Source organism: Parahaliea mediterranea, from assembly GCF_017255185.1.
Classification (GTDB): Bacteria; Pseudomonadota; Gammaproteobacteria; order Pseudomonadales; family Halieaceae; genus JAFKCZ01.
Map to the genome: position 1 here is coordinate 59,637 of NZ_JAFKCZ010000018.1, position 20,048 is coordinate 79,684.

The 20,048-nt window shown below is 64.9% G+C and carries 15 protein-coding genes and 1 pseudogene; 7 read left to right on the forward strand and 9 right to left on the reverse strand.

Translation table 11 applies throughout. The features are described 5' to 3' along the window. Positions 1 to 236: 236 nt before the first annotated feature. Both JYP50_RS19375 and JYP50_RS19380 read right to left on the reverse strand, forming a co-directional pair. On the reverse strand, positions 237 to 872 hold the full coding sequence (locus tag JYP50_RS19375; protein ID WP_206562219.1) for a hypothetical protein: 636 nt from the start codon (positions 870 to 872) through the stop codon (positions 237 to 239). 516 nt (positions 873 to 1,388) lie between these two features. Further along, a complete protein-coding gene (locus JYP50_RS19380; protein WP_206562220.1) occupies positions 1,389 to 1,592 on the reverse strand; it encodes a hypothetical protein in 204 nt (67 codons plus the stop codon). A 278-nt stretch (positions 1,593 to 1,870) separates the two neighbouring features. Here JYP50_RS19380 and JYP50_RS22295 point away from each other — a divergent pair. Both JYP50_RS22295 and JYP50_RS22300 read left to right on the forward strand, forming a co-directional pair. Further along, positions 1,871 to 2,326, forward strand: a pseudogene (locus tag JYP50_RS22295) (phage integrase N-terminal SAM-like domain-containing protein); the annotation flags it as partial. Between the two features lie 70 nt (positions 2,327 to 2,396). Further along, on the forward strand, positions 2,397 to 2,702 hold the full coding sequence (locus JYP50_RS22300; RefSeq protein WP_206562221.1) for a tyrosine-type recombinase/integrase: 306 nt from the start codon (positions 2,397 to 2,399) through the stop codon (positions 2,700 to 2,702). A gap of 54 nt (positions 2,703 to 2,756) precedes the next feature. Here the strand turns inward: JYP50_RS22300 and JYP50_RS19395 are convergent, their stop codons facing one another. The 3 genes from JYP50_RS19395 to JYP50_RS19405 all read right to left on the reverse strand — a co-directional run bounded on the left by JYP50_RS19395 (position 2,757) and on the right by JYP50_RS19405 (position 9,552). Continuing rightward, entirely contained in the window at positions 2,757 to 5,867 is a 3,111-nt protein-coding gene (locus tag JYP50_RS19395; RefSeq protein ID WP_206562222.1) for an efflux RND transporter permease subunit, read from the reverse strand. A gap of 2 nt (positions 5,868 to 5,869) precedes the next feature. Further along, positions 5,870 to 6,997, reverse strand: coding sequence for an efflux RND transporter periplasmic adaptor subunit (locus JYP50_RS19400; RefSeq protein ID WP_206562223.1), 1,128 nt, complete (start codon positions 6,995 to 6,997; stop codon positions 5,870 to 5,872). A 266-nt stretch (positions 6,998 to 7,263) separates the two neighbouring features. After that, positions 7,264 to 9,552 carry an arylsulfatase gene (locus JYP50_RS19405; RefSeq protein WP_206562224.1) on the reverse strand — a complete coding sequence of 763 codons (2,289 nt, stop codon included), beginning with the start codon at positions 9,550 to 9,552 and terminating at the stop codon, positions 7,264 to 7,266. A 227-nt stretch (positions 9,553 to 9,779) separates the two neighbouring features. On the opposite strand from JYP50_RS19405, the gene JYP50_RS19410 reads away from it, so the two are divergent. Beyond that, positions 9,780 to 10,166, forward strand: coding sequence for a hypothetical protein (locus JYP50_RS19410; protein ID WP_206562225.1), 387 nt, complete (start codon positions 9,780 to 9,782; stop codon positions 10,164 to 10,166). Beyond that, positions 10,159 to 11,751, forward strand: coding sequence for a DUF4214 domain-containing protein (locus tag JYP50_RS19415; RefSeq protein ID WP_206562226.1), 1,593 nt, complete (start codon positions 10,159 to 10,161; stop codon positions 11,749 to 11,751). Before JYP50_RS19410 ends, JYP50_RS19415 begins: the two co-directional genes overlap by 8 nt. Here the strand turns inward: JYP50_RS19415 and JYP50_RS19420 are convergent. The 4 genes from JYP50_RS19420 to gpmI form a co-directional block, all read right to left on the reverse strand. Further along, entirely contained in the window at positions 11,736 to 12,611 is an 876-nt protein-coding gene (locus JYP50_RS19420; protein WP_206562227.1) for a divergent polysaccharide deacetylase family protein, read from the reverse strand. The genes JYP50_RS19415 and JYP50_RS19420 overlap by 16 nt on opposite strands. Beyond that, positions 12,556 to 13,872 carry a S41 family peptidase gene (locus JYP50_RS19425; RefSeq protein WP_206562228.1) on the reverse strand — a complete coding sequence of 439 codons (1,317 nt, stop codon included), beginning with the start codon at positions 13,870 to 13,872 and terminating at the stop codon, positions 12,556 to 12,558. The genes JYP50_RS19420 and JYP50_RS19425 overlap by 56 nt, the downstream gene beginning before the upstream one ends. An 83-nt stretch (positions 13,873 to 13,955) precedes the next feature. Beyond that, a complete protein-coding gene (locus JYP50_RS22205) occupies positions 13,956 to 15,128 on the reverse strand; it encodes a peptidoglycan DD-metalloendopeptidase family protein (protein WP_206562229.1) in 1,173 nt (390 codons plus the stop codon). Positions 15,129 to 15,132: 4 nt separating this feature from the next. Then, a complete protein-coding gene (gene gpmI / locus JYP50_RS19435; RefSeq protein WP_206562230.1) occupies positions 15,133 to 16,680 on the reverse strand; it encodes a 2,3-bisphosphoglycerate-independent phosphoglycerate mutase in 1,548 nt (515 codons plus the stop codon). Positions 16,681 to 16,862: 182 nt separating this feature from the next. Here gpmI and JYP50_RS19440 point away from each other — a divergent pair, with 182 nt between their 5' ends. The 3 genes from JYP50_RS19440 to JYP50_RS19450 are packed head-to-tail and all read left to right on the forward strand — an operon-like array spanning position 16,863 to position 19,941. Then, positions 16,863 to 18,287 (forward strand): P1 family peptidase, encoded by a 1,425-nt coding sequence (locus tag JYP50_RS19440; RefSeq protein WP_241263340.1) that lies wholly within the window; start codon positions 16,863 to 16,865, stop codon positions 18,285 to 18,287. A 2-nt stretch (positions 18,288 to 18,289) separates the two neighbouring features. Then, positions 18,290 to 18,847: an RNA polymerase sigma factor gene (locus tag JYP50_RS19445; protein WP_206562231.1), complete on the forward strand. Its 558-nt coding sequence runs from the start codon at positions 18,290 to 18,292 to the stop codon at positions 18,845 to 18,847. Beyond that, positions 18,844 to 19,941, forward strand: coding sequence for a FecR domain-containing protein (locus JYP50_RS19450; RefSeq protein ID WP_206562232.1), 1,098 nt, complete (start codon positions 18,844 to 18,846; stop codon positions 19,939 to 19,941). The genes JYP50_RS19445 and JYP50_RS19450 overlap by 4 nt, the downstream gene beginning before the upstream one ends. Positions 19,942 to 20,048 lie beyond the last annotated feature (107 nt).

Below are 20,048 nucleotides of genomic sequence, written 5' to 3' on the forward strand. Positions count from 1 at the left end.
ATTGCAGTGACTATACTTAAAGTCAAGCCCCAGGAATATCCACCCCTATACTCTCGTCCGATGCCATCGGCCACCAAGTGTCCCATACTGTAGGCAGCAACCAGTATCAGAACTCGAATCAGTGACTGCAACACAAGCAGGTATATCAGTCGCTTTTTCATCCCGGTTAGCGCTTCAAACAAAGTCCGGTTTAGAGCTGCGAAGCGGCGGGAAACCGGTCGCTGTGCAGCCGTTGGTTATGTTCTTCTCGAAATGCTGCACTTTCGAATTAATGGCGCAAGAGAGAAAGAATCAATCACCCCCGAAACCTGAACAAGCTCGCCTTTATTGATCGTAAGCAAAGCTTCTTTATGATTCTCCTCGAACACTGCGATGACATGGATACCATAATTTTGCTCATTTTTTGACGTTAAGCTCACCCACAAGTACCCGTCGCGCTCCTCGCTCACAGAAGAAAATGTAGCTGTCCAAGCCACTTTCTGCCCAACATAGTTCTTCTCGAACTGGTCCCGTTGTAGCTCCGTCAGATCCTTGTCTTTCCATGACTCATAAAAGAGATCCATATCATTTAGTAGCGAAGTTGACTCGACGATCTTCTCAAATTTATCGGCTCTATCCTCTAAAGTTTCCCCCGAAATTGGCTGATCCTGCGGGAGAGGCGAAACCGAATGTGTCGGGTTGGCATTAACCCTTTCCGGTTCGCTTCTCTGTAGTTGCTTTCGGATTTCTTCCACGTTGTTTTCAAGAACCGCTATCCGAAAATCCCGCGGTTTAACGAAAAGCACATCCATTACCTTCCATATACCCGCAACCAAAGGAATAAGCCCTGCAAAAAAACTAATGACAGGATTTTGTTGGATTATTTCCAGCACAAACTTTGTCCTCTATCAGACATAACGTCGCGTTAACCGGTGGCCTGCGGCGAAGCCGCGTTTAGGCTGTCCGGCGCCGCAAGGCGCGTAGTTGAACGCCTGGTTAATGGCGCTCTGGGAAAGCCATCCCGTGTACCCCGTTGCCGGAGCGAAAGCGTAGGCTTTCCTGAAACAAAGCCGCCGGGAACGGAACTACCAATAATGTCGTGCCCAGCGAAATCTACGCAAGCACCACCAGGAACGAAGCCACGTCTCCGCGGAGACGTTTTTGGGTTATAGATGGCACCAGGAACGGAAGCGCGTGGATATAAGTTGCGGAGAATTCCTGAGACTGGGTACTTTGATCGAAGTGCTTGAATCGTTGTGAACTCCATTTCTTGATTCCTTGGCGAATGCGCCCATTAACGCCCGCATTTGGGGCGGCGAAGCGACAGCGTAGCCGTCCCAGCCGCATGCCTTTTATGCGGCGAACAACATGCGCTTGTTATGTTTTGTAGCATCACTTTTGGATCACCTTTACTTATAAAACGTAACCTTCAGGCCATTTTTATTTTGTTCAAGGGACTTTACTTTTTTGCCGACATAATCAGGAAGCAAGTCTTTATTTCCAAGGTAGTAGGATTTACCTTTTTGGATAAGCGCTCCACTTTTAACCAATGACTCAAAATCTATCGGCTTTTCTAGTTCCTCATTCAACTTCTCATACTCCTCTCTATCCACAGTTCTTCTCCTTGAGAAACATAACAGTCCGTTAATGAGGCCTCCGGCCTCATAATATATATTAGGGGGTATACCTTTTAAGTTGCTGGCTTGGATGATTGCATGACAAGTCATTGATAAATCGAGCAAAATAAGTTGATCAAATTTGATGCTCGAAGAAAAAGGTAAAGCCCTCGATTCTTATCTCCGCAAAAGGTATAGCCGGCCTGCCGGAACATTTCAAGGACGAGGTGTGACCCATGGGGCGTTCGCCCTTTCTCAAGTCTGTCGAGGACTATATGCGGGTGCAGCGCTATAGCCGGCGGACGATCGACGCTTATTTGTACTGGATTCGTTACTTTATCCGTTACCACGGCATGCGGCAGCCCTCTGATTTGGGCGATGAGCATATCAAGGCCTTTCTCACTTTTCTGGCCACTGAGAGGCAGGTTTCCGCCGGTACACAGTCACTGGCGCTGAATGCTGTCGTTTTCCTGAAAACGAAATTTCTGGATCAGACCGTCGGCGATCTCTCGGGGTTCAGGCATTCCAGTCGGCAGCCGAAGCTGCCGGTGGTGCTGACTCGTGCCGAGGTGTCAGCGCTGTTGGGTGAGTTGCGCGGGCATCACTACCCGATGGCGGGCTTGATGTACGGCTCGGGTCTGCGTCGTATAGAGGTGGTGAGGCTGCGGGTGAAAGACGTCGATTTTGACTATCGTCAGCTGCGCATTATCAACGGCAAGGGAGGCAAGCACCGCCTGGTGACGCTGGCGGAGGAGTTGCTGCCGGCATTGAAGGCGCAGGTTGAGCAAGTGGGGTTAATGCTTGCGCAGGACCGGGGCGGCCAGGCAGTACGCCGGGGTGTGGTTGCCGGACGCCCTGGCCCGCAAGTACCCCAATGCCCCCTTCGAGCTGGGGTGGCATTACCTGTTCCCGGCTTCGCGCCTGAGTGTCGACCCGACCGGTGGCTGCCTGCGCCATTCCTTCGCCACGCACCTGCTCCAGGCGGGCGTGGATATACGCACGGTGCAGCAGCAGTTGGGGCATGCGGATGTGAAGACCACCGAGATTTCCACCCATGTCTTGCAGCGGGGTGCCCAGGGCGTGAAAAGCCCCTTGAGTTGCCTTTGAGGGGGGGGCGGTGCGAACAGCGGCCAGAGTCCGCTGTTCGCACCGTGGTGGAGGTTATGCCGGGCTCGGGGTCTTTGCGCCGATGGCGGACCGTTGTGCCGCCACGTCCCGGCCCAGGTACATGTACACCGCGGGCAGTACGTAGAGGGTGAACAGCGTGCCGATGGTCATGCCGGAGGCGATCACCAGGCCCATGGAGAAGCGCGCCGAGGCGCCGGGGCCGGTGGCGAACAGCAGCGGCACCATGGCCAGCACCAGGGCGGCGGTGGTCATCAGTACCGGGCGCAGGCGCACGGAGGCGGCCTCCTCGATGGCCTCGCGCTTGGCCATGCCCTCTTCCTGGAGGCGGTTGGCGAACTCCACGATCAGGATGCCGTGCTTGGAGATCACCCCGATCAGGGTCACCAGGCCCACCTGGGTGTAGATATTCAGGGTGGCGCCGGTGACCTGGAACATGGCCAGTACGTTCAGGCATAGCAGCGCGCCGCTGATCGACATCGGCACCGTCACCAGCATGATTATCGGGTCGCGGAAGGATTCAAACTGCGCCGCCAGTACCAGGTAGATCAGCAGCAGGGCAAAGAAGAAGGTCGCGACCAGCGAGCTGCCCTCGGTCTTGAACTGCCGGCTCAGGCCGGCGTAATCCACGGTGTACTCGCGGGTCAGCACCTCGTCGGCGATACCCTCCAGGGTGCCCAGCGCCTCGCCCAGGTCGATGCCGGGGCGCGGGATACCGCTGAGGGTGACCGCGTTCAGCTGCTGGAAGCCCTTCAGCGAGCGCGGTACCACCTCGGTCTCCAGCGTTACCAGCGTACTGAGGGGGATCAGCTTGCCGCTGCGGGTGCGGGTGTAATAGTTGCGCAGGTCCTCGGTGCTCATCCGTTCCTGGCGCTGCACCTGGGGGATCACCTTGTAGGAGCGGTTGTTCATCGAGAAGCGGTTGACGTAGCCGCCGGACAGCAGCGCGCTGAGGTCGGCGCTCAGGGTCTGCATGTCCACGCCCATCAGCGCCGCCTTGTTGCGGTCGATAAGCACCTTTTGCTGGGGCTTGTCGAGCTTCAGGTCCTGGTCGATAAAGATGAACTTGCCGCTTTCCCGGGCGCGCTTGAGCACCTCCCGGGCGCTGTCGTGGAGGATGGAGTACTCCAGCGTGGTGTTGATCACGAACTCCACCGGCATTACCCCGCTGGAGGGCAGCGGCGGCGGGTTGATCGCGTTCACCTGCAGCCCGGCGATGGCCTGGGCGCGGGGCTGGATGGTTTGCTCCAGTACCTGTGTGGAACTGCGCTGGCGCTCGTTCCAGGGCTTGAAGATAAAGCCGCCGAAGGCGCCGTTGGTGGTGCCGGCGCCGTCCGGGCTGGTGCCGTTGAACAGGAAGTTCACCGCGATTTCGTCGGTCTCGCGGGTGATCTGGCCAATCTCGTTGGTGTAGGTCTCCATGTAGTCGAGGGTGACGTAGGGGTCGGCCTCGGCGATGTAGAAGATCAGGCCCAGGTCCTCCGGCGGCGCCAGCTCAGAGGGCGAGCGCACGAACAGGAAGTAGCAGGAGGCGAGGATTACCGCGCCGAACACGATAACGCCAGCGCGGTCTTCCATTACCCGGTCCAGGTCGCGCTGGTATACCCGGCGCAGGGCCTCGAAGCGCTGGTCCAGCCAGTGCTCGAGTTTGTTGTCATTGCTGCCGGCGTCGCTCTTTAGCATCTTGGCGCACATCATCGGCGACAGGGTGAGGGCCACCACGCCGGAGATCAGCACCGCGCCCGCGAGAGTGAAGGCGAACTCGGTGAACAGGGTGCCGGTGAGGCCGCCGATGAAACCGATGGGCAGGTACACGGCCACCAGGGTGGTGGTCATGGCCACGATGGGCCAGGCCAGTTCCCGGGCGCCCTTGAGGGCGGCGTCCACCGGCGCCATGCCTTCCTCGATGTGGCGGTGAATGTTCTCCAGCACAATGATGGCGTCGTCCACCACAATGCCGATGGCCAGCACGATGGCCAGCAGGGTCAGCAGGTTGATGGAGAAGCCCATCAGCTGCATCAGGAACAGCCCGCCAATCAGCGACAGCGGCACCGCCACCGCGGGAATCAGCACCGAGCGCATGGAGCCCAGGAACAGGAAGATCACCACGATCACGATCACCATGGCCTCGATGATGGTGGCTTCCACGTCGTTGATGGCGTTCTCGATGTAGATGGTCGCGTCGTAGTTGATATTGCCGTTGATGCCCTCGGGCAGGCGCGGCTCGATGATGTTCTCGTAGACCTCGCGCACGCCGGCGATGACTTCCAGCGCGTTGGCGTCGGTGGCCACGTCCACCTGGATGAATACCGCTTCCTTGTCGATGAACATGGCCGAGGTGTCGTAGCCCTCGTTGCCCAGCTCCACCTCTGCTATGTCCCCCAGGCGGACGATGGCGCCGTCCTTCTCTCGCAGCACAAGCTGCTCGAAGCCCTCGATGGTGTTGATGTCGGTATTGGCCTTGAGGTTCACGGTGACCATGCTGCCCTTGGTGCCGCCCACCGCCGACAGTACGTTGTTGGCCTCCAGGGCGGCGCGCACTTCGCTGGCGGTTACGTCCAGGGCGCGCATGCGCTCCTGGTCGAGCCAGATGCGCATGGCGAACACCGCCGTGGTCTCCGCCGAGGCGCGCTGCACGCCGGGCAGGGTGGTCAGCTTGGGCTCCACTTCGCGGATCACATAATCCGCCACGCGGTTGATCGGCAGCTCGTCGCTGGTAAAGGAGATGTACATGCTGCCCACCTGCTCGCCGACGGCGAGGGTGATCACCGGGTTTTCGGACTGTCGCGGCAGCTCGTTGCGCAGCTTGTTGACCTTGGTCACCACCTGGGTCAGCACTTCGTCCGGGTTGGCGCCGGTGCGCACGTGGGCGGTGATGGTGCTGAACCCGCGGCTGGAGCTGGAGGTGATGTAGTCGATGTCCTCGGCAGTGGCGATCTCCTGCTCCAGGGGCGTGGTGATAAAGCCCTTGATCAGCTCGGCGTCGGCGCCGGTGTAGACGGTGGACACGGTGACGATGGCATTCTCGATCAGCGGGTATTCGCGCACGTTGAGTTCGTTGGCGGCGCGCAGGCCCAGCACCACCAGGAACAGGCTGATCACGGTGGCCAGCACCGGTTTGCGGATGAATATGTCGGTAAATTTCATGGTCAGCCGTTATCCGGGTGAGGTGCGAGACTGCTGGCGGGTTGTACCGAGTTGTCGATCTCCACCGGCACGCCGGTGTCCAGCTTCAGCAGGCCGCTGGTGGCGATGCGCTCGCCGGGCTCCAGGCCCTTCTCGATGGCCACCATGTCGCCGCGCACGGGCCCCAGGGTGACAAAACGCTGGGACACGGTCAGGCCCTCGCCCGCTTGCCTGATGACATAGACTGAGTTGCCGTAGGGCCGGTAGGCGATGGCGTTCTGCGGCACCACCACGCGCTCCACGTCCCCGCCCAGCGGCAGGCTCAGGCTGGCGAACATGCCGGGGCGCATCAGGTCGTCGCGGTTGACCAGGGTTGCCTGCAGGGCGAAGTTGCGGGTCTCGGGGTCCACCACCGGGGCAACGGCGGTGACCCGGCCCTCGAATGCCTCGCCGCCCAGGGCCTGCAGTGTCGCCTGTACCGGCATGCCGGTGGATACCTGCCGGCTGTACTGTTCGGGCAGGGTAAAGTCGACGTACAGTTGATCCAGCGATTGCAGCTCGATGATGGTGTCGCCCGCCTGCACGTAATCGCCCACGTTGTAGCGGCGGATGCCCAGGCGCCCGGAGTAGGGGGCGCGCAGGGTCTTCTGCGCGATGCGGGCTTTTTGCGCCTCGACCCGGGCCCGGGCCTGGTCCACCTGGCTGGCGCGCTGGTCGAGCTCCGACTTGGAGATGTTGCGCTGGGCCACCAGGCTGTTGGCCCGGCGCAGCTCGATCTGGGCCAGTTCACTGGCCGCTTCCAGGGCCGCCAGTTCCGCGCGGTCAGGGGCCGAGTTCAGGGTCATGATCACGTCGCCGGCGGCGACTTTGGCGCCGTTGTCGAAAAAGATTTCCTCCACCGTGCCCGGTACTTCGGTGGCCAGCTCCGCGCCCTGGATGGACGCCAGCGTGCCGACCGAACTTACCGCGGCCTGCCAGTTGGCGGTGGTGGCTTCGCCAGCGGTGATGATGGCGGTGGGCATGGGCATGTTGTCCATGAACTCGTTCATTTTCATTCGCCCGAACCACTGCATGCCCAGCAGGCCGCCAAAGATCAGCAGCGTGGCCAGCAGCATGAGCCACATGCGTTTTCCAAATAGCACTTTCTTCATAGACGTTGCACTTGCCGGTGATAGAGGTAAAAAACGACTACGCACAACCGTTCCGTGTGGATCTGGAAGATATGGTACGCGCGAGGACCGTTATGATACGCCTCAAGGGCGCGGCGGGAAACCGTCGACAGGGGTGAAAAACTGTGTGCAAGCGCGGCACCTGCGCGCCGATGCTACAGTCAGCTGCACGATATCGCCGGCCGGGTGGCCGGCGTTATATTACTGGAAAGAGTGCGGTAGAAAGGATGTGGAGGGGCGAACAGGCCCTAGTGAAGCTCGAGCGTCACCTGTTGCAGGCCGGCGCCGCTCAGGGGATAGCCGAGCGTCGCTTTGTCGGGGTAGCGGCCCGCCGGGGAACCGGTGTCGATACCCAGGTCAAAGGTCTCGTCGATGGAGAAAAAGGCCGGCGGCGAGGCCGCTACCCTGTCGCTGGCGACCGCCCTGCCGTTCACTTCCAGTTGAAAGCCGCCGCCCTTGGCGTATCCCGGGCCGTGGTAGTCGAAGCTTACCGCGAGCTGTTGCGCGCCCGCCGCCAGCGGCGCATCGCCCCGCAGGCGGATATGACCGTATTCGAACACCCGGTATTCGAACACCGGGTGGCCCGCGCCGTCCAGGTACAGCGACCAGCCCGCGGCAGTGCCGCCCACGGTGGCGATGACACCGCGCCCGCTGTTCGCCGTGGGCAACGCCAGCTCCGCTGAAATACGCCAGGAGCGGTTGGCCATAGTGGGGAGCTGGGCTTCGGGAACCCCCACGGTGCCGGGGTAGTAGGTTACTGACTCGCGTTCGCCGGCCAGGTTGGGCATGGGGGTGCGGGTGTCGGCGGAGCTGTGCAACGGCAGCATGTCCAGTTCCTCCGCCTTGGCCATGAACAGGTCCTTCATCGCTGCCAGTTTTTCGGGATGGGCCGCGGCGAGGTCGTTGGCCTGGCTGAAATCCTCCTCCAGGTTGTAGAGTTCCCAGCGGTCGTCCTCGAAATTCGAACCCCCGGCGCCCAGGCCCACGGTCCAGGGCAGGCGGTCGTGGCGGGCCGAGGCCATCCAGCCCCGATGGTAGATGCCGCGGTTGCCGTATACCTCGAAGTACTGGGTGGGGTGGAACTCGGGTGCGTCGGCGCTGGCAAAGCTGTCCAGCATCGAGCTGCCGTCCATGGGCAGCTGCGGCACGCCGTTGACCTGCTCTGGCATCGCGATGCCCGCCGCGTCGAGGATGGTGGGTGCGATGTCGTTGACATGGGAGAATTGGCTGCGCAGGCCGCCGTGTTTTTTTATGCCTTTTGGCCAGGTGACGACCAGCGGGTTGCGTGTGCCGCCCAGGTGGGAGGCCACCTGCTTGACCCACTGGAAGGGGGTGGTGAGGGCCCAGGCCCAGCCGGCCGGGTACTGGGGGTAGGACTCGGGGCCGCCGATCTCGTCCAGCTTGGCCAGTTGCAGGGCCAGCGGCTCCTGCAGGCCCTGCAGGGCGCCCATGTAGTTGATGCTGCCCGGGGGGCCGCCCTCGGCACTGCTGCCGTTGTCGCCCACCACGTAAAAGAACAGGGTGTTGTCGAACTGGCCGGTCGCTTTCAGGTGGTCGACCAGCCTGGCGACCTGGGCGTCGGTGTGGGCGAGGAAACCGGCGTAGGTTTCCATCAGCCGCGCGGCCACTTTCTGTTGGTCGGCGTCGAGGCTATCCCAGGCGGGAATCTGTTGTGGGCGAGGAGTCAGCCGGGTGTCGGCGGGGATGACGCCCAATTGCTTCTGGCGGGCGAAGCTCTCCTCGCGCATCGCATCCCAGCCGCGGTCGAACTGGCCGCGGTAGCGCTCGATCCAGGCCTGGGGCACCTGCAGCGGTGCGTGGGCGGCGCCGGTGGCGTAGTAGAGGAAGAAGGGCTTGTCCGGCGCCAGGCTGTGTTGCATGCGCAGCCACTCGATGGCCTCGCGGCTCATGTCCTCGGTGAAATGGTAGTTATCCCCCGCCGGGCGTGTCACCGGGTGGGTGCCCTCGTAGAGTGTGGGCTCGAACTGGTCGGTTTCGCCGCCCATGAAACCGTAGAACTTCTCGAAACCGACCCCGGTGGGCCAGCGCTCGAAGGGGCCGGCGGGGGAAGTCTCCCAGCTTGGCGCCAGGTGCCACTTGCCGATGGCGGCGGTGCTATAGCCTTGCTGGCGCAACATTTCGACCACGGTGGCGGTGTGGGGGTTGAGCACGCCCTGGTAGCCGGGGCGGGCGGTGGCGGTGTTCAGCACGGTGCCGACATTGGAGCGGTGGGATTCGCGGCCGGTGAGCAGGGATGCCCGCGTCGGCGAGCAGATGGCGGTGGTGTGGAAGCGGTTGTAGCGCAGGCCCTCGCTCGCCAGCTGGTCCATGTTGGGGGTATCCACCGGGCCGCCGAAGGTCGCCGCGGCGCCGAAGCCGACGTCGTCCAGCAGCACCACCACGACATTGGGGGCGCCCTCGGGCGCTCTTACCTGGTCGATGGTGGGGGTGTCCCGCGCCGCCCGGGCGGCCTGCGGCAGGCTGAGGGTCAGTAGCAGGGCGGCCAGGGCCCTGGCGATGGTGTGGCGAACGGTCATTTATTCTCCTTTGTCTCTGCGCGGCGGCTGCCGGTCGAATGCGGCCGAGGTCCAGGCCGAACACTACCCGGGTATCGCCGCCGGACTGAAGCCCGGGGGCCGCGGGGCGCGACAGAAATCCCGGCCTGGTTCAGCGTTGGCGACCGGCGCCGGTTCGGGCGTGGACTTGCTTAAAAATCTATTGATCACTATATTTCCTGCTTTTGTTTTTCGGGGGGAGTGCGGAGATGAGCTCATCTGCAAGGCGCCTGTTGTTGGCGTTTGGAATGGTCCTGGCCTGCGGGGAATCGTGGGCCGCGGGAGCGTCGGGAACGGTGCGCGAAGTCGTCGCGGTCGAGGCCGCCGGGCGCGTCTTCGAGCTGCGACACAGTCGCGGGGATGCGGGCAATGTGGTGGTTATCGCCAACCGCAGCTCACAGGTGTTGAGGCTGGTGTCGGCCGGCGGCCTGGACGCGGTGCTCGAATCGCTGGAGACCACGTCCTGGTCATGCGGTGCGGGGCGCTACGCCGACAACCTGGTGGTGGAGACGGCGACCGGCTATCACCTGGCGAGCCCGGCCCTGTCCTGCGGCGAAGTGTTGTACATCGACGACGGGGGGGCCTCGGATGAATAAGGCAGTGGTTGCCCTAAGGGCGCTGTTTCTGGGCCTGCTGTTGGTCGCGGGCAATAGCGCCGTGGCGGGCAGCGCGGATATTTCCGGTTCGTTTTCCTACGAAACCCTGGCCAACGGCCAGGTAAAGATGGAAATTGGCCGCATTACCAACAACTCGAGCAACAAGATCACCGGCACGCTCCATGTGACCCTGCGGTTTACCAGTGGCTCCTCGCCCTTTGGCAGCGGTTATAACGTGGCCCGGGCCTCCCTGGCCTTCAATGGGGGGACCGGACAGCTTGAGCCCAATGAATATTTTTATGGCGTGGTGCTCTATGACGACTTCGACGAACCGCCGCCTGGCACCTACTACGTGCATATGTTCGTGTCGGAGTATCCCAATCTCGACACCGCGCTCGACTATGTGACGTTCTCCAGTACCGCGACCATTGGCGGCGGCGGAGATGGCGGCGGAGATGGCGGCGGTGGCGGCGACGGCGGTGGCGGCGGCGATGGTGGCGGCGGTTCCGCGGAGGCGGAGATGTCCGGCAACCTGTCCTGGGAGATCGAAGGCGACAGCGTCATCGTGAGTGTGGATCGCATTCAGAACCAGACCTCCAACGTCACCACGGGAACCCTCTACGTCACGCTGCGTTTCACCGCCGGCAGTGATCCCTATGGTTCCGGCTACAATTCCGCGCGCAAGTCCCTGGCCTATATCAATGGCACCGGCCAGTTGAAACCAGGTGCTTCGTTTACCGGTGTGTCTTTTTCCGCCGACTTTGACTCGCCGCCGCCGGGCACGTACTACAGCCACGTGTTCATTTCCCAGTACCCGGATCTGGATACCGCACTCGATGTGGTGACCTTTAACGGCACGACGGATTTTGGCGGCGGCATTGCCATACCGGGGGTGCCGGTGCTGCAGGGCGCGAGCAACGGCCTGTACGGCGACCGGGTCTCCCTGAGTTGGGGCGCGGTACCGGGGGCCACCAGCTACCGGGTCTACCGCGCGAGCTCGCCCCAGTCCCAGGGCAGCCGTATCGCGACGGTCAGCGGCACCGCCTATGACGACTACAGCGCGGCGCAGGGCACCAGCTACTTCTATCGTCTGCAGGCGTGTAACAGCGCGGGTTGCAGCGATCTGAGCGCCGCGGATGAAGGCTGGCGCGGCAGCAGCGTTGACTCCGCGGTGTCGCGGGAGGAGGCGACGGCGATCGCCCGTCTGTACGCGGCAGCGTTTGATCGCTTTCCCAAGCGCGATGGGCTGAATTTCTGGATCGACAACTATGCTCGCGGACAGGGCATGGTCTATATCGCCAGCCGGTTCGTGGAATCGAACGAATTCCGCTCGCGCTACGGGTCGCTGGACAGCCGGGGTTTCGTGCGCCAGTTGTTTATCAATATCCTGGGGCGGGAGCCGGCGTCGTCGGGCATCCAGTTCTGGGTGCAGCACCTCGATCGCGGGGTGTCCCGGGCCAAGGTGTTGGCGGAGCTGTCGGCGTCGGCGGAGAACCGGCGCAAGACCGCCGACTATGACCTGCAGTTGCGCAGCGACGGCAGCTGGTTGTTCTGCACCTCGCTGACGGGCTACTGCGCGTACTGAGTGCCCTCGGCGATCGCGGCGGGCGCGGGCGCCCGCCGCTCCAGCACTTCCGAGACGGTGGCCAGGCGGTAACCCTGCCGCACCAGTTTTGGCAGGGCCTCGTGCAAAAAGGCGAGGGTTTCCGGATAGGGGTGACCGATGGCGACCGCCAGACCCTCTTCCCGGGCCAGCCGCTGCAGGTGCCCGAAACGCTCGGCAATGGCGGCGGGGCTGCGCTCGTTATCGAGGAATACCTGCCGCGACAGGTTGGGGACGCGCTGTTCGCTGGCCACGGTGGCGGCGACGGTCCCTGCCTCGGTGCGTGAATCCACGAAGTACAGGCCGCGCCGGGCCAGTTGTTGCATCAGCCATTCCATCTGCGTGCGGCGGCGCGTCAGGTCCGAGCCCATGTGATTGTTGACGCCCCGCGCGTGCGGCACCTGCTCCAGGGCGGCGGCCAGGGTGGCGTCGAATTCCGCACGGCTTAAATCGGGGGTCAGGGCGCCCCTGCCCAGGGGCTTGAGTCCGAGGTTGCTCATCGGCGCGTGCAGCAGTACTTCCTTGCCCTCGCGATAGGCCTGGCGCGCCAGCCGCTTGCCATAGGGGGTGTAGGGCAAAATCGCGTAATTGACCCGGCCGGGCAGATCGACCGCGGCGCGGCCGTTCGCAAGTTGATGGCCGAGATCGTCGATGATGATGACCAGCGTGTACCGGGCCGCCGCCGGCGGAATGTGATCACGCAGCGGGCACTGGCCCGGCAGGGTCACCGCGGCGCGGGTCGGTAGCGCGACGGCGACCAGCAGGACCGCCAGCCAGCGCGCGGGCTCAGGAATCGCTGGCGGCCGCCGTCCGCGCGTTGCGCTGCTGTTTTTGCCGGTCACGCATTCCCAGTATGTTCACGCCCTTGAGCAGGGTCAGGGCCTCGTAGAGTTGGTTGTCGCTCGACAGCAGGCCATTGACGGTGCTGCGCTCGTGGCTCGCCTCGCCGTTGGCGTTTTCCAGGTGGCCACTGAGGTCCGCCTCGCTCAACTGGCGGGAGGTGTCGTAGGCCTCCACCCGCGCGCGCTCCACCACGATGTCCGGGGCGATGCCCGAGGCCTGGATGGAGCGGCCGTTGGGGGTGAAGTACAGCGCGGTGGTGAGCTTCACCGCGCGCGACTCGGAGATGGGCAGCACGGTTTGCACCGAGCCCTTGCCGAAGCTGTTGGTGCCCATGATCACCGCCCGCCCGTGATCCTGCAGGGCGCCGGCGACGATTTCCGAGGCGCTGGCGGAGCCGCCGTTGATCAACACCACGATGGGAATGCCCTCGCTGGCGTCGACCGCCCGGGCCTCGTAGCGCATGTCGGAGTTGGCCAGCCGGCCCTCGGTGTACACCACCAGGCCGCCGTCCATGAACAGGTCGGCCACGTCGACGCTGGAGCGCAGGACGCCGCCGGGATTGTTGCGCAAATCCAGCACCAGGCCGTCCAGTTCGCCCTCGGCCCGGAGTTTCTGCAGCGCCTCACCCACGTCCTCGCCGGTGTGGGTCTGGAACTGGGCGATGCGGATATAGCCGTAGCCCGGCTCCAGGATGCGCTGGCGCACGCTGGCCACCTTGATGGTGTCGCGCACCAGGGTGACCTCGAAGGGCTGGCTCTCCCCGGGGCGGCCAATGGTGAGTACGATTTCGCTGCCCTTGGGGCCGCGCATGATCTCGATGGAGTCGGCGAGGCTCATGCCCTTCACGGGATTGTCGTCCAGTTTGAGAATGACATCGCCGGACAGCAGGCCGGCCTCGGCGGCGGGGGAGCCGTCGATCGGCGCGATGATTTTCACATAGCCGTCTTCCATGCCCACTTCCAGGCCCAGGCCGCTGAACTCGCCGCTGGTATTGGACTGCAGGTCCTCGAAGGCGTCCTTGGTGAGGTACACCGAGTGCGGGTCGAGGCTCATCAGCATGCCCTGGATGGCGTACTCGAGCAGGGTGGAGTCGTCGATTTCCTCCACGTAGCCCACGCGGATCTGGTTGTACACGTCGGCGAAGGTGCGCAGCTCGTCCAGCGGCAGCAGGGGCTCGTCCTCCACCGCCGCGGGGGAGGCCAGGGGGAGACTGAGCAGGACTGCGCCCAGCAGGGAACGGGTGACTGAAGGTGCTCGCATGATTACCGCCGCTGCGGCCCCGGAGGGCCGGTGAATATGTGATTGCCTTAGTGTACCCCAAAGGCCCCCGGGGTTGGTAAGGGCTAGCCCCGGCACCAGCCGGCGGGATCGACGGGCTTGCCCTGGTGGCGGATCTCGAAATACAGGGCCGGCCGCTCCAGGCCGCCGCTGTCGCCCACCGTGCCCACCGGGGTGCCGGCCTGCACCCATTCGCCCACCTCCCGCAGCAGGCTCTGGTTGTGGGCGTAAAGGCTCATGTAGCCGTCGCCGTGATCGACAATCAGCAGCAGGCCAGAGCCCCGGAACCAGTCCGCGTAGACCACCCGCCCGTGGTGAATGGCGCGCACCGTGCTGCCGGGCTCGGCGGGGATGTTAACCCCCTGCCAGCGCATGCCGCCGGCGTTGCGGGCGCGGCCGAAGCGGTTGCCGGGCTTGCCCGCCACCGGCCAGGGCATGCTGCCCCGGGCCGCGGCGAAGGACTGGTAGTTGTCCGGCAGCTGCATGTCGATGACCGCGCGCTGGATGGTTTCCAGCAGCTGCTCCAGTTCCTTGCGGTCCTTTTCCAGCTGCGCCAGCTGGCCCCCCTTGGCGGCGATATCCTCGGCCAGGCTGGCGGCGGCCTGCGCCCGCCGGGCCCGCCCGGCCTCGAGTTGCTCGCCCTGGGCCTTCAGCTCCGCCTGGCGCGCGGCGAGCGCGGCGCGCTGCCGCTCGATACCGGCGCGCACCTGCTCCAGCTCCGCCAGCGTGTCGCGGAAACGCTCGATCAGCGTGTTGCGGGCGTCGAAGAAATAGCGGTAGTAGGCCATGACCCGGGCCACGGTGTGGGGGTCTTCCTGGTTCAGCAGGACCTTGAGTTGCTCCTGGCGCCCCATCTTCCAGGCGGTTTCCAGCTCGCTGGCGATGCGTGCCTGCTGCGCCTGGCGCTGCGCTTCCAGGGCTGTTCGCCGGCCCTCCAGTTCGTTCAGTTCGCGCTCGGCGCCGGCGATGGCGGCGCGCGTGTCGCGCATCTCGCCCTGCAGGCGGCCCAGGGCCAGTTCCGCCTCGCGCAATTCGGCCAGCACTTGCTCGCGCCGGGTTTTGGCGCTGCTGAGATCGCGGTTCAGCTGCTTGATTTGGCCCTGCAGCTGCTCCAGCCTGGCCCGGGTCTGCTCTTCCTCGGTCTGGGCCGCGGCGCGTTGCGCCGCCGGCGCCAGCACCAGCGCCAGCGCCAGGAGGAGAACCAGCGGGGCACGCCGGCCTGTGGCGGCGCGGCGCACCGGCTCAGTCGGACAGCCGGGCGAGGCTGCGGCCGGTCATTTCCGGCGGTTGCTCAAGCCCCATCAGCGCCAGCAGGGTGGGGGCGATATCCGCGAGGATGCCGCCGGCGGGGTCGAGGTCCAGGTGGCGCTGGCCGAGATACACCAGCGGCACCTCCTCGGTGGTGTGCTGGGTGTGCCGCTGGCCGGACTCGTAATCCTGCATCTGCTCGCAGTTGCCGTGGTCGGCGGTGACCAGCGCCTGGCCGCCGCACTCCCGCAGGGCCTGCTCGACGCGGCCGAGGCAAGTGTCGAGGGCTTCCACCGCCTTCACCGCCGCGTCGTAGACCCCGGTGTGGCCCACCATGTCGCCGTTGGCGTAGTTGCACACGATCAGGTCGTACTTGCCGGAGCAGATCGCCGCCACCAGCTTGTCGGTCACTTCCGGCGCGCTCATTTCCGGCTTGAGGTCGTAGGTGGCGACATCGGGGGAGGGCACCATGATCCGCTCCTCGCCGGGGAACTCCTGTTCGCGGCCGCCGCTGAAAAAGAACGTGACGTGGGCGTACTTCTCGGTCTCGGCGATGCGCAGCTGGGTGCCGCCCCGTTGCGCCAGGTAGTCGCCCAGCACGTTGGTCAGGGCCTCCGGCGGGAAGGCGACGGGGGCGTCGATGTCGGCGGCGTATTCGGTGGTGGTGACGAAGCCGGCCAGGGCGGGGACGTGGCCGCGGTCGAAGCCATCGAAGTCCGTTTGCGTGAAGGCGCGGCTGAGTTGGCGCGCGCGGTCGGCGCGGAAGTTCATGAACAGCACCGCGTCGCCGTCGGCGATCGCCGCGTCGTCGCCGCCCACCAGGGTGGGCTGGACGAATTCGTCGGTCTCGTCGCGCTCGTAGGCGGCTTGCAGGGCTTGCGCGCTGGTGTCGGCGCTGAACGGGGCCTCGGCCCGGGTCAGCAGGCTCCAGGCCTGCTCGACGCGGTCCCAGCGGTTGTCCCGATCCATGGCGAAGTAGCGGCCCACGATGCTGGCCACGCGGCCACAGCCCAGTTCGCCGAACAGGGCGTCGGCTTTCTCCAGGGAGGCGCCGGCGCTGCGCGGGGGGGTGTCGCGGCCATCGAGGAAGGCGTGCAGGTACACCCGTTCGGCACCGCGCCTGGCCGCCATGCGCACCGCGGCGAACAGCTGCTCCTCGTGGCTGTGCACGCCGCCGGGAGACAGCAGGCCGAGCACATGCACCGCCCCGCCCTTTTCCACCGCCCCGTCGATGGCGTCGGTATAGGCGGCGTTGGCCTCGAAACTGCCGTCGGCGATGGCTTTGTCGATACGGGTGATATTCTGGTAGATCACCCGGCCCGCGCCCAGGCTCATGTGCCCCACCTCGGAGTTGCCCATCTGCCCCTCGGGCAGGCCCACGTCGAGCCCCGATCCGGAAATCAGGGTGTGGGGCGCCTCCGACCAGAGGCGGTCCCACACCGGGGTGTTCGCGTTGGCGATGGCGTTGTCGCGGCTGTCCTCACGATAGCCCCAGCCATCCAGTACGATCAGCACGGTGGGTTGCTTGGTGGTGTTGCTCATGTCTGTTCCAGGTTCATACAGCGAAGTGAAAGCGGCATTTTACATTGTCTGGACGGCGATGGCAGGGGGCGTCCGCGGCCGGTGATTGTGGCACACCGCCACCGCGTGTTTTCTCACCAGCCCCGGGCCGCTGTTCGCGGATAGAATGATTGTTGCCTTTATTAAAACTACTGGAGTCCCCGATGTTGTATCAGGTAGCCAAATGGCTGGGTTTTGACGTTGCTGGCGCGGGCGCGAGCCGCCTGCGCGGGCGCTATTTGGTCCCGGCGCTGACCCTCGGGCTCATGGCCGGCGGCGCCGCCGGACAGGAGCGGGAGGCGCTGCTGAATGCCGGCGAACGGGTGCTGAACTTCGACTGGCCGATGATCCGGGTGGGTACCGGTGAGTACGCCGACGGCCCCACCGGGGTGACGGTATTCCATTTCGCCGACAAGGTGCTGGGCGCCGTCGACGTGCGGGGCGGGGCGCCGGGCACGGTCAACACCGAATACCTCAAGCTGGGCTACGACCTGCCGGAGGTGGATGCCGTGGTGTTCGCCGGGGGCTCCTGGTACGGCCTGGAGGCGGCCACCGCGGTGGCCTCGGCCATGAAGGAGGACGGCCTGCGCGACGGCAACGCGTTCAGCGCCGAGCCCAATATCGCCCTCTCGGTGGGCTCCATCATTTACGATTTCGGCGCCCGCCGCCTGAACGAGGTGGTGCCGGACAAGCGCCTGGCCCAGGCCGCCTTCCGCGCGGCGCGCCCCGGCTGGTTTCCCCAGGGCGCCCAGGGCGCCGGTCGCATGGCGATGAGCGGCTATTTCTTCGGTTGCAACGCGATGTCGGGACAGGGCGGCGCCTTTCGCGAAATCAACGGGATCAAGGTCGCGGCCTTCACCGTGGTGAACGCGATCGGCGTGGTCACTGGTCGAGACGGCAGCGTGCTGGCCTGTAACCGCGATCCCGAGTGGCCCGCGGGGGTGGACACCGCCCAGCTGCTGGCTCGCACCAACGGTCCCGAGGGGATCGGTTCGACGGTGGCCGACCCCGCCGGCACCAACAAGAACACCACGGTCAGCCTGGTTATTACCAACCAGAAACTCAGCCCCGCGGAACTAAACCGCCTGGCGGTGCAGGTGCACACCTCCATGGGGCGCGGCCTGCAGCCCTTCGCCACCCAGTTTGACGGCGATGTGCTCTACGCGGTATCGACCGCCGAGATCGAGGAGCCCGTGCTGACCTCCGCGGAAATCGGCGCCCTGGCTTCCGAGGTGATGTGGGATGCCATTATCGCCTCGGTGCCGGAGCAGCCGCGCCACCCCGAGCCGCGCCCCGGCCTGAAGCTGGACCGGGGACTGCTGAAGCAGTATGCCGGCCGGTACGAGTTCAGTCCCAATGTGAGTCTCGAGGTGACATACCGGGACGGCGCCCTGCACGCCCGCGCGACCGGGCTGCGCGATGTCTTTGCCATCGGGCGCGATCGGGCGATCACCCTGACGCCGGTGAATGAAACGGAGTTCACGGTAGGTAATCGCTATCCCCTGACCCTGCGCTTCCAGCCCGACGGCCCCCTGGTCATCAACCCGGGCCACTGGCAGCAGGTGTCCCGGCGCCGACTGCCCATGTAGCCATGGCTCCCCCCGACGCCGTACTGAGTGATCGCGACAACCTGCTGGAGCGTTTGTTCGAGAACAACCGCCAGGAGTTGTGTCACTACCTGCGCGCGCGCTATGGTTCGGGTCCGCCGGACCCGGAAGACGCGGTGCAGGCGGCGTTCCTCAAACTGTCCCAGCTGGATGACCTGCACCGGGTGCGCAACCCCCGGGCTTTTCTCTACCGCGTCGCCCGCAACGCCTTGATCGACGGCCGGCGGCGCCACCAGACCCGGCAGAGTCACCTGGAGGCCGAGTGGGAGGAGGGGGATCGGGACAGTGCCGTTTGCGACCCCGCGCACGTCTTACAGGGTGAGCAGGAAGCGGTGGTACTGGAGTCGGCTATTATGAACCTGGATACGCGGGAGCGGGACTTCCTGCTGTTGTTCCGCCTTCACGGCCTCAGCTACACCGAGATCGCGCGGCGCTCGGGCATGTCGCGCAACGGTGTGAAGAAAGTGATCGCCAGGGCGCTCGCGGCTTGCGAGCAGGCACTGCTGGAATCGCCGCCATCGAAACGGGATAGTCAACGGTGAAACGCGCGGAGGAGCAAAACAGCCGACACTCGCGGGGCGAGGGCGCTGCGGGAGAGGCGGCGGTGGATGAGGTAGATGTGGTAGATGCGGCAATAGCCGAGCGCGCCAGGGACTGGGTGCTGAAGATCGCCGCCGGTGAGCTGTCCGCGGACGAGCTGCGGGCTTTTCGAGCCTGGCGCGATGCCGACAGCCGCCACGTCGCGGCCTACCAGCGTTCCCGGCGGGCCTGGCAGGCGGTGGGCGAACTCGACCACCTGCGCGGGGCCGTGTCCCGCGAGCTGCTTGCACCCGCCAGACGCGATAGCTGGTGGCGGCGCCTGTGCGCCCCCGGTGGTGCGCCGCGGATGGCCTGGGGGCTGGCCGCCGCGGCATTGGTCTTGGTGGCGCTGTGGCTGCCCGCGCAGCGGCTTGAGCCCCCGCCACAGGGGGGGCAGTACAGCAGCGGCACGGGGGAGGTGCGCGTGGTGCGTCTCGAGGATGGCTCGGCGGTCATCCTCGGCGCCGACTCTGCGCTGCGGGTGGAATTGACCGCGACCCAGCGCCGTGTGCGCCTGCTGCGTGGGGAAGCATTTTTCGACGTTGCCAGGGACGAGCAGCGACCTTTCCTGGTCAGGGTGGACGACGTGGCGGTCCGTGTACTGGGCACCCGCTTCGAGGTGCACAAAGGCGTGGCCGCTACCCGGGTGATGGTGGAGCACGGTCTGGTCACGGTGCAGGCCCCGGCGCCCGGGCGCAATGGAGAGAGCTCACACGACGGCGACACCGCGCTGCTGCTGGCCGCCGGTGAGGCCGCGGTCAGGGCGCCGGGCGATTCCTGGGCGCGACTGGGCCCCGGGCGTTCGCCGACCACGGGCTGGCGCGACGGTCGCCTGGCCTACGACGGCGCCCCCCTGCGGGAGGTGATTGCCGACGCCAATCGCTACTACGACCAGGTGATCGTGCTCGCCGATCCCGAATTGGGGGATCTGCGGGTAACGGCGTCCTTCCGCGCCCGCGAGATCGACCAGCTGATAGGCGTGCTTGAGGGCGCCGTCGGCGTGCGCGCCGAGCGTGTCGCCGACGGCCGGTTGATGCTGTTCACCCCGGACCTTTAATCCTAAGGTCCACCATATCCAGGCCCTGGCAAAACGGGGCGCAAAAAAAGTACGACGTCAGTGCCGTTTTTGTCATTCTCTCCGTCTTATCTGTGAACGGCAGCCTG

Excerpts from the sequence above, each read along its gene's own strand:
- JYP50_RS19395 (WP_206562222.1), bottom strand. The coding sequence starts at position 5,867 with ATGAAATTTACCGACATATTCATCCGCAAACCGGTGCTGGCCACCGTG.
- JYP50_RS19400 (WP_206562223.1), bottom strand. The coding sequence starts at position 6,997 with ATGAAGAAAGTGCTATTTGGAAAACGCATGTGGCTCATGCTGCTGGCC.
- JYP50_RS19405 (WP_206562224.1), bottom strand. The coding sequence starts at position 9,552 with ATGACCGTTCGCCACACCATCGCCAGGGCCCTGGCCGCCCTGCTACTG.
- JYP50_RS19410 (WP_206562225.1), top strand. The coding sequence starts at position 9,780 with ATGAGCTCATCTGCAAGGCGCCTGTTGTTGGCGTTTGGAATGGTCCTG.
- JYP50_RS19415 (WP_206562226.1), top strand. The coding sequence starts at position 10,159 with ATGAATAAGGCAGTGGTTGCCCTAAGGGCGCTGTTTCTGGGCCTGCTG.
- JYP50_RS19425 (WP_206562228.1), bottom strand. The coding sequence starts at position 13,872 with ATGCGAGCACCTTCAGTCACCCGTTCCCTGCTGGGCGCAGTCCTGCTC.
- gpmI (WP_206562230.1), bottom strand. The coding sequence starts at position 16,680 with ATGAGCAACACCACCAAGCAACCCACCGTGCTGATCGTACTGGATGGC.
- JYP50_RS19440 (WP_241263340.1), top strand. The coding sequence starts at position 16,863 with ATGTTGTATCAGGTAGCCAAATGGCTGGGTTTTGACGTTGCTGGCGCG.
- JYP50_RS19445 (WP_206562231.1), top strand. The coding sequence starts at position 18,290 with ATGGCTCCCCCCGACGCCGTACTGAGTGATCGCGACAACCTGCTGGAG.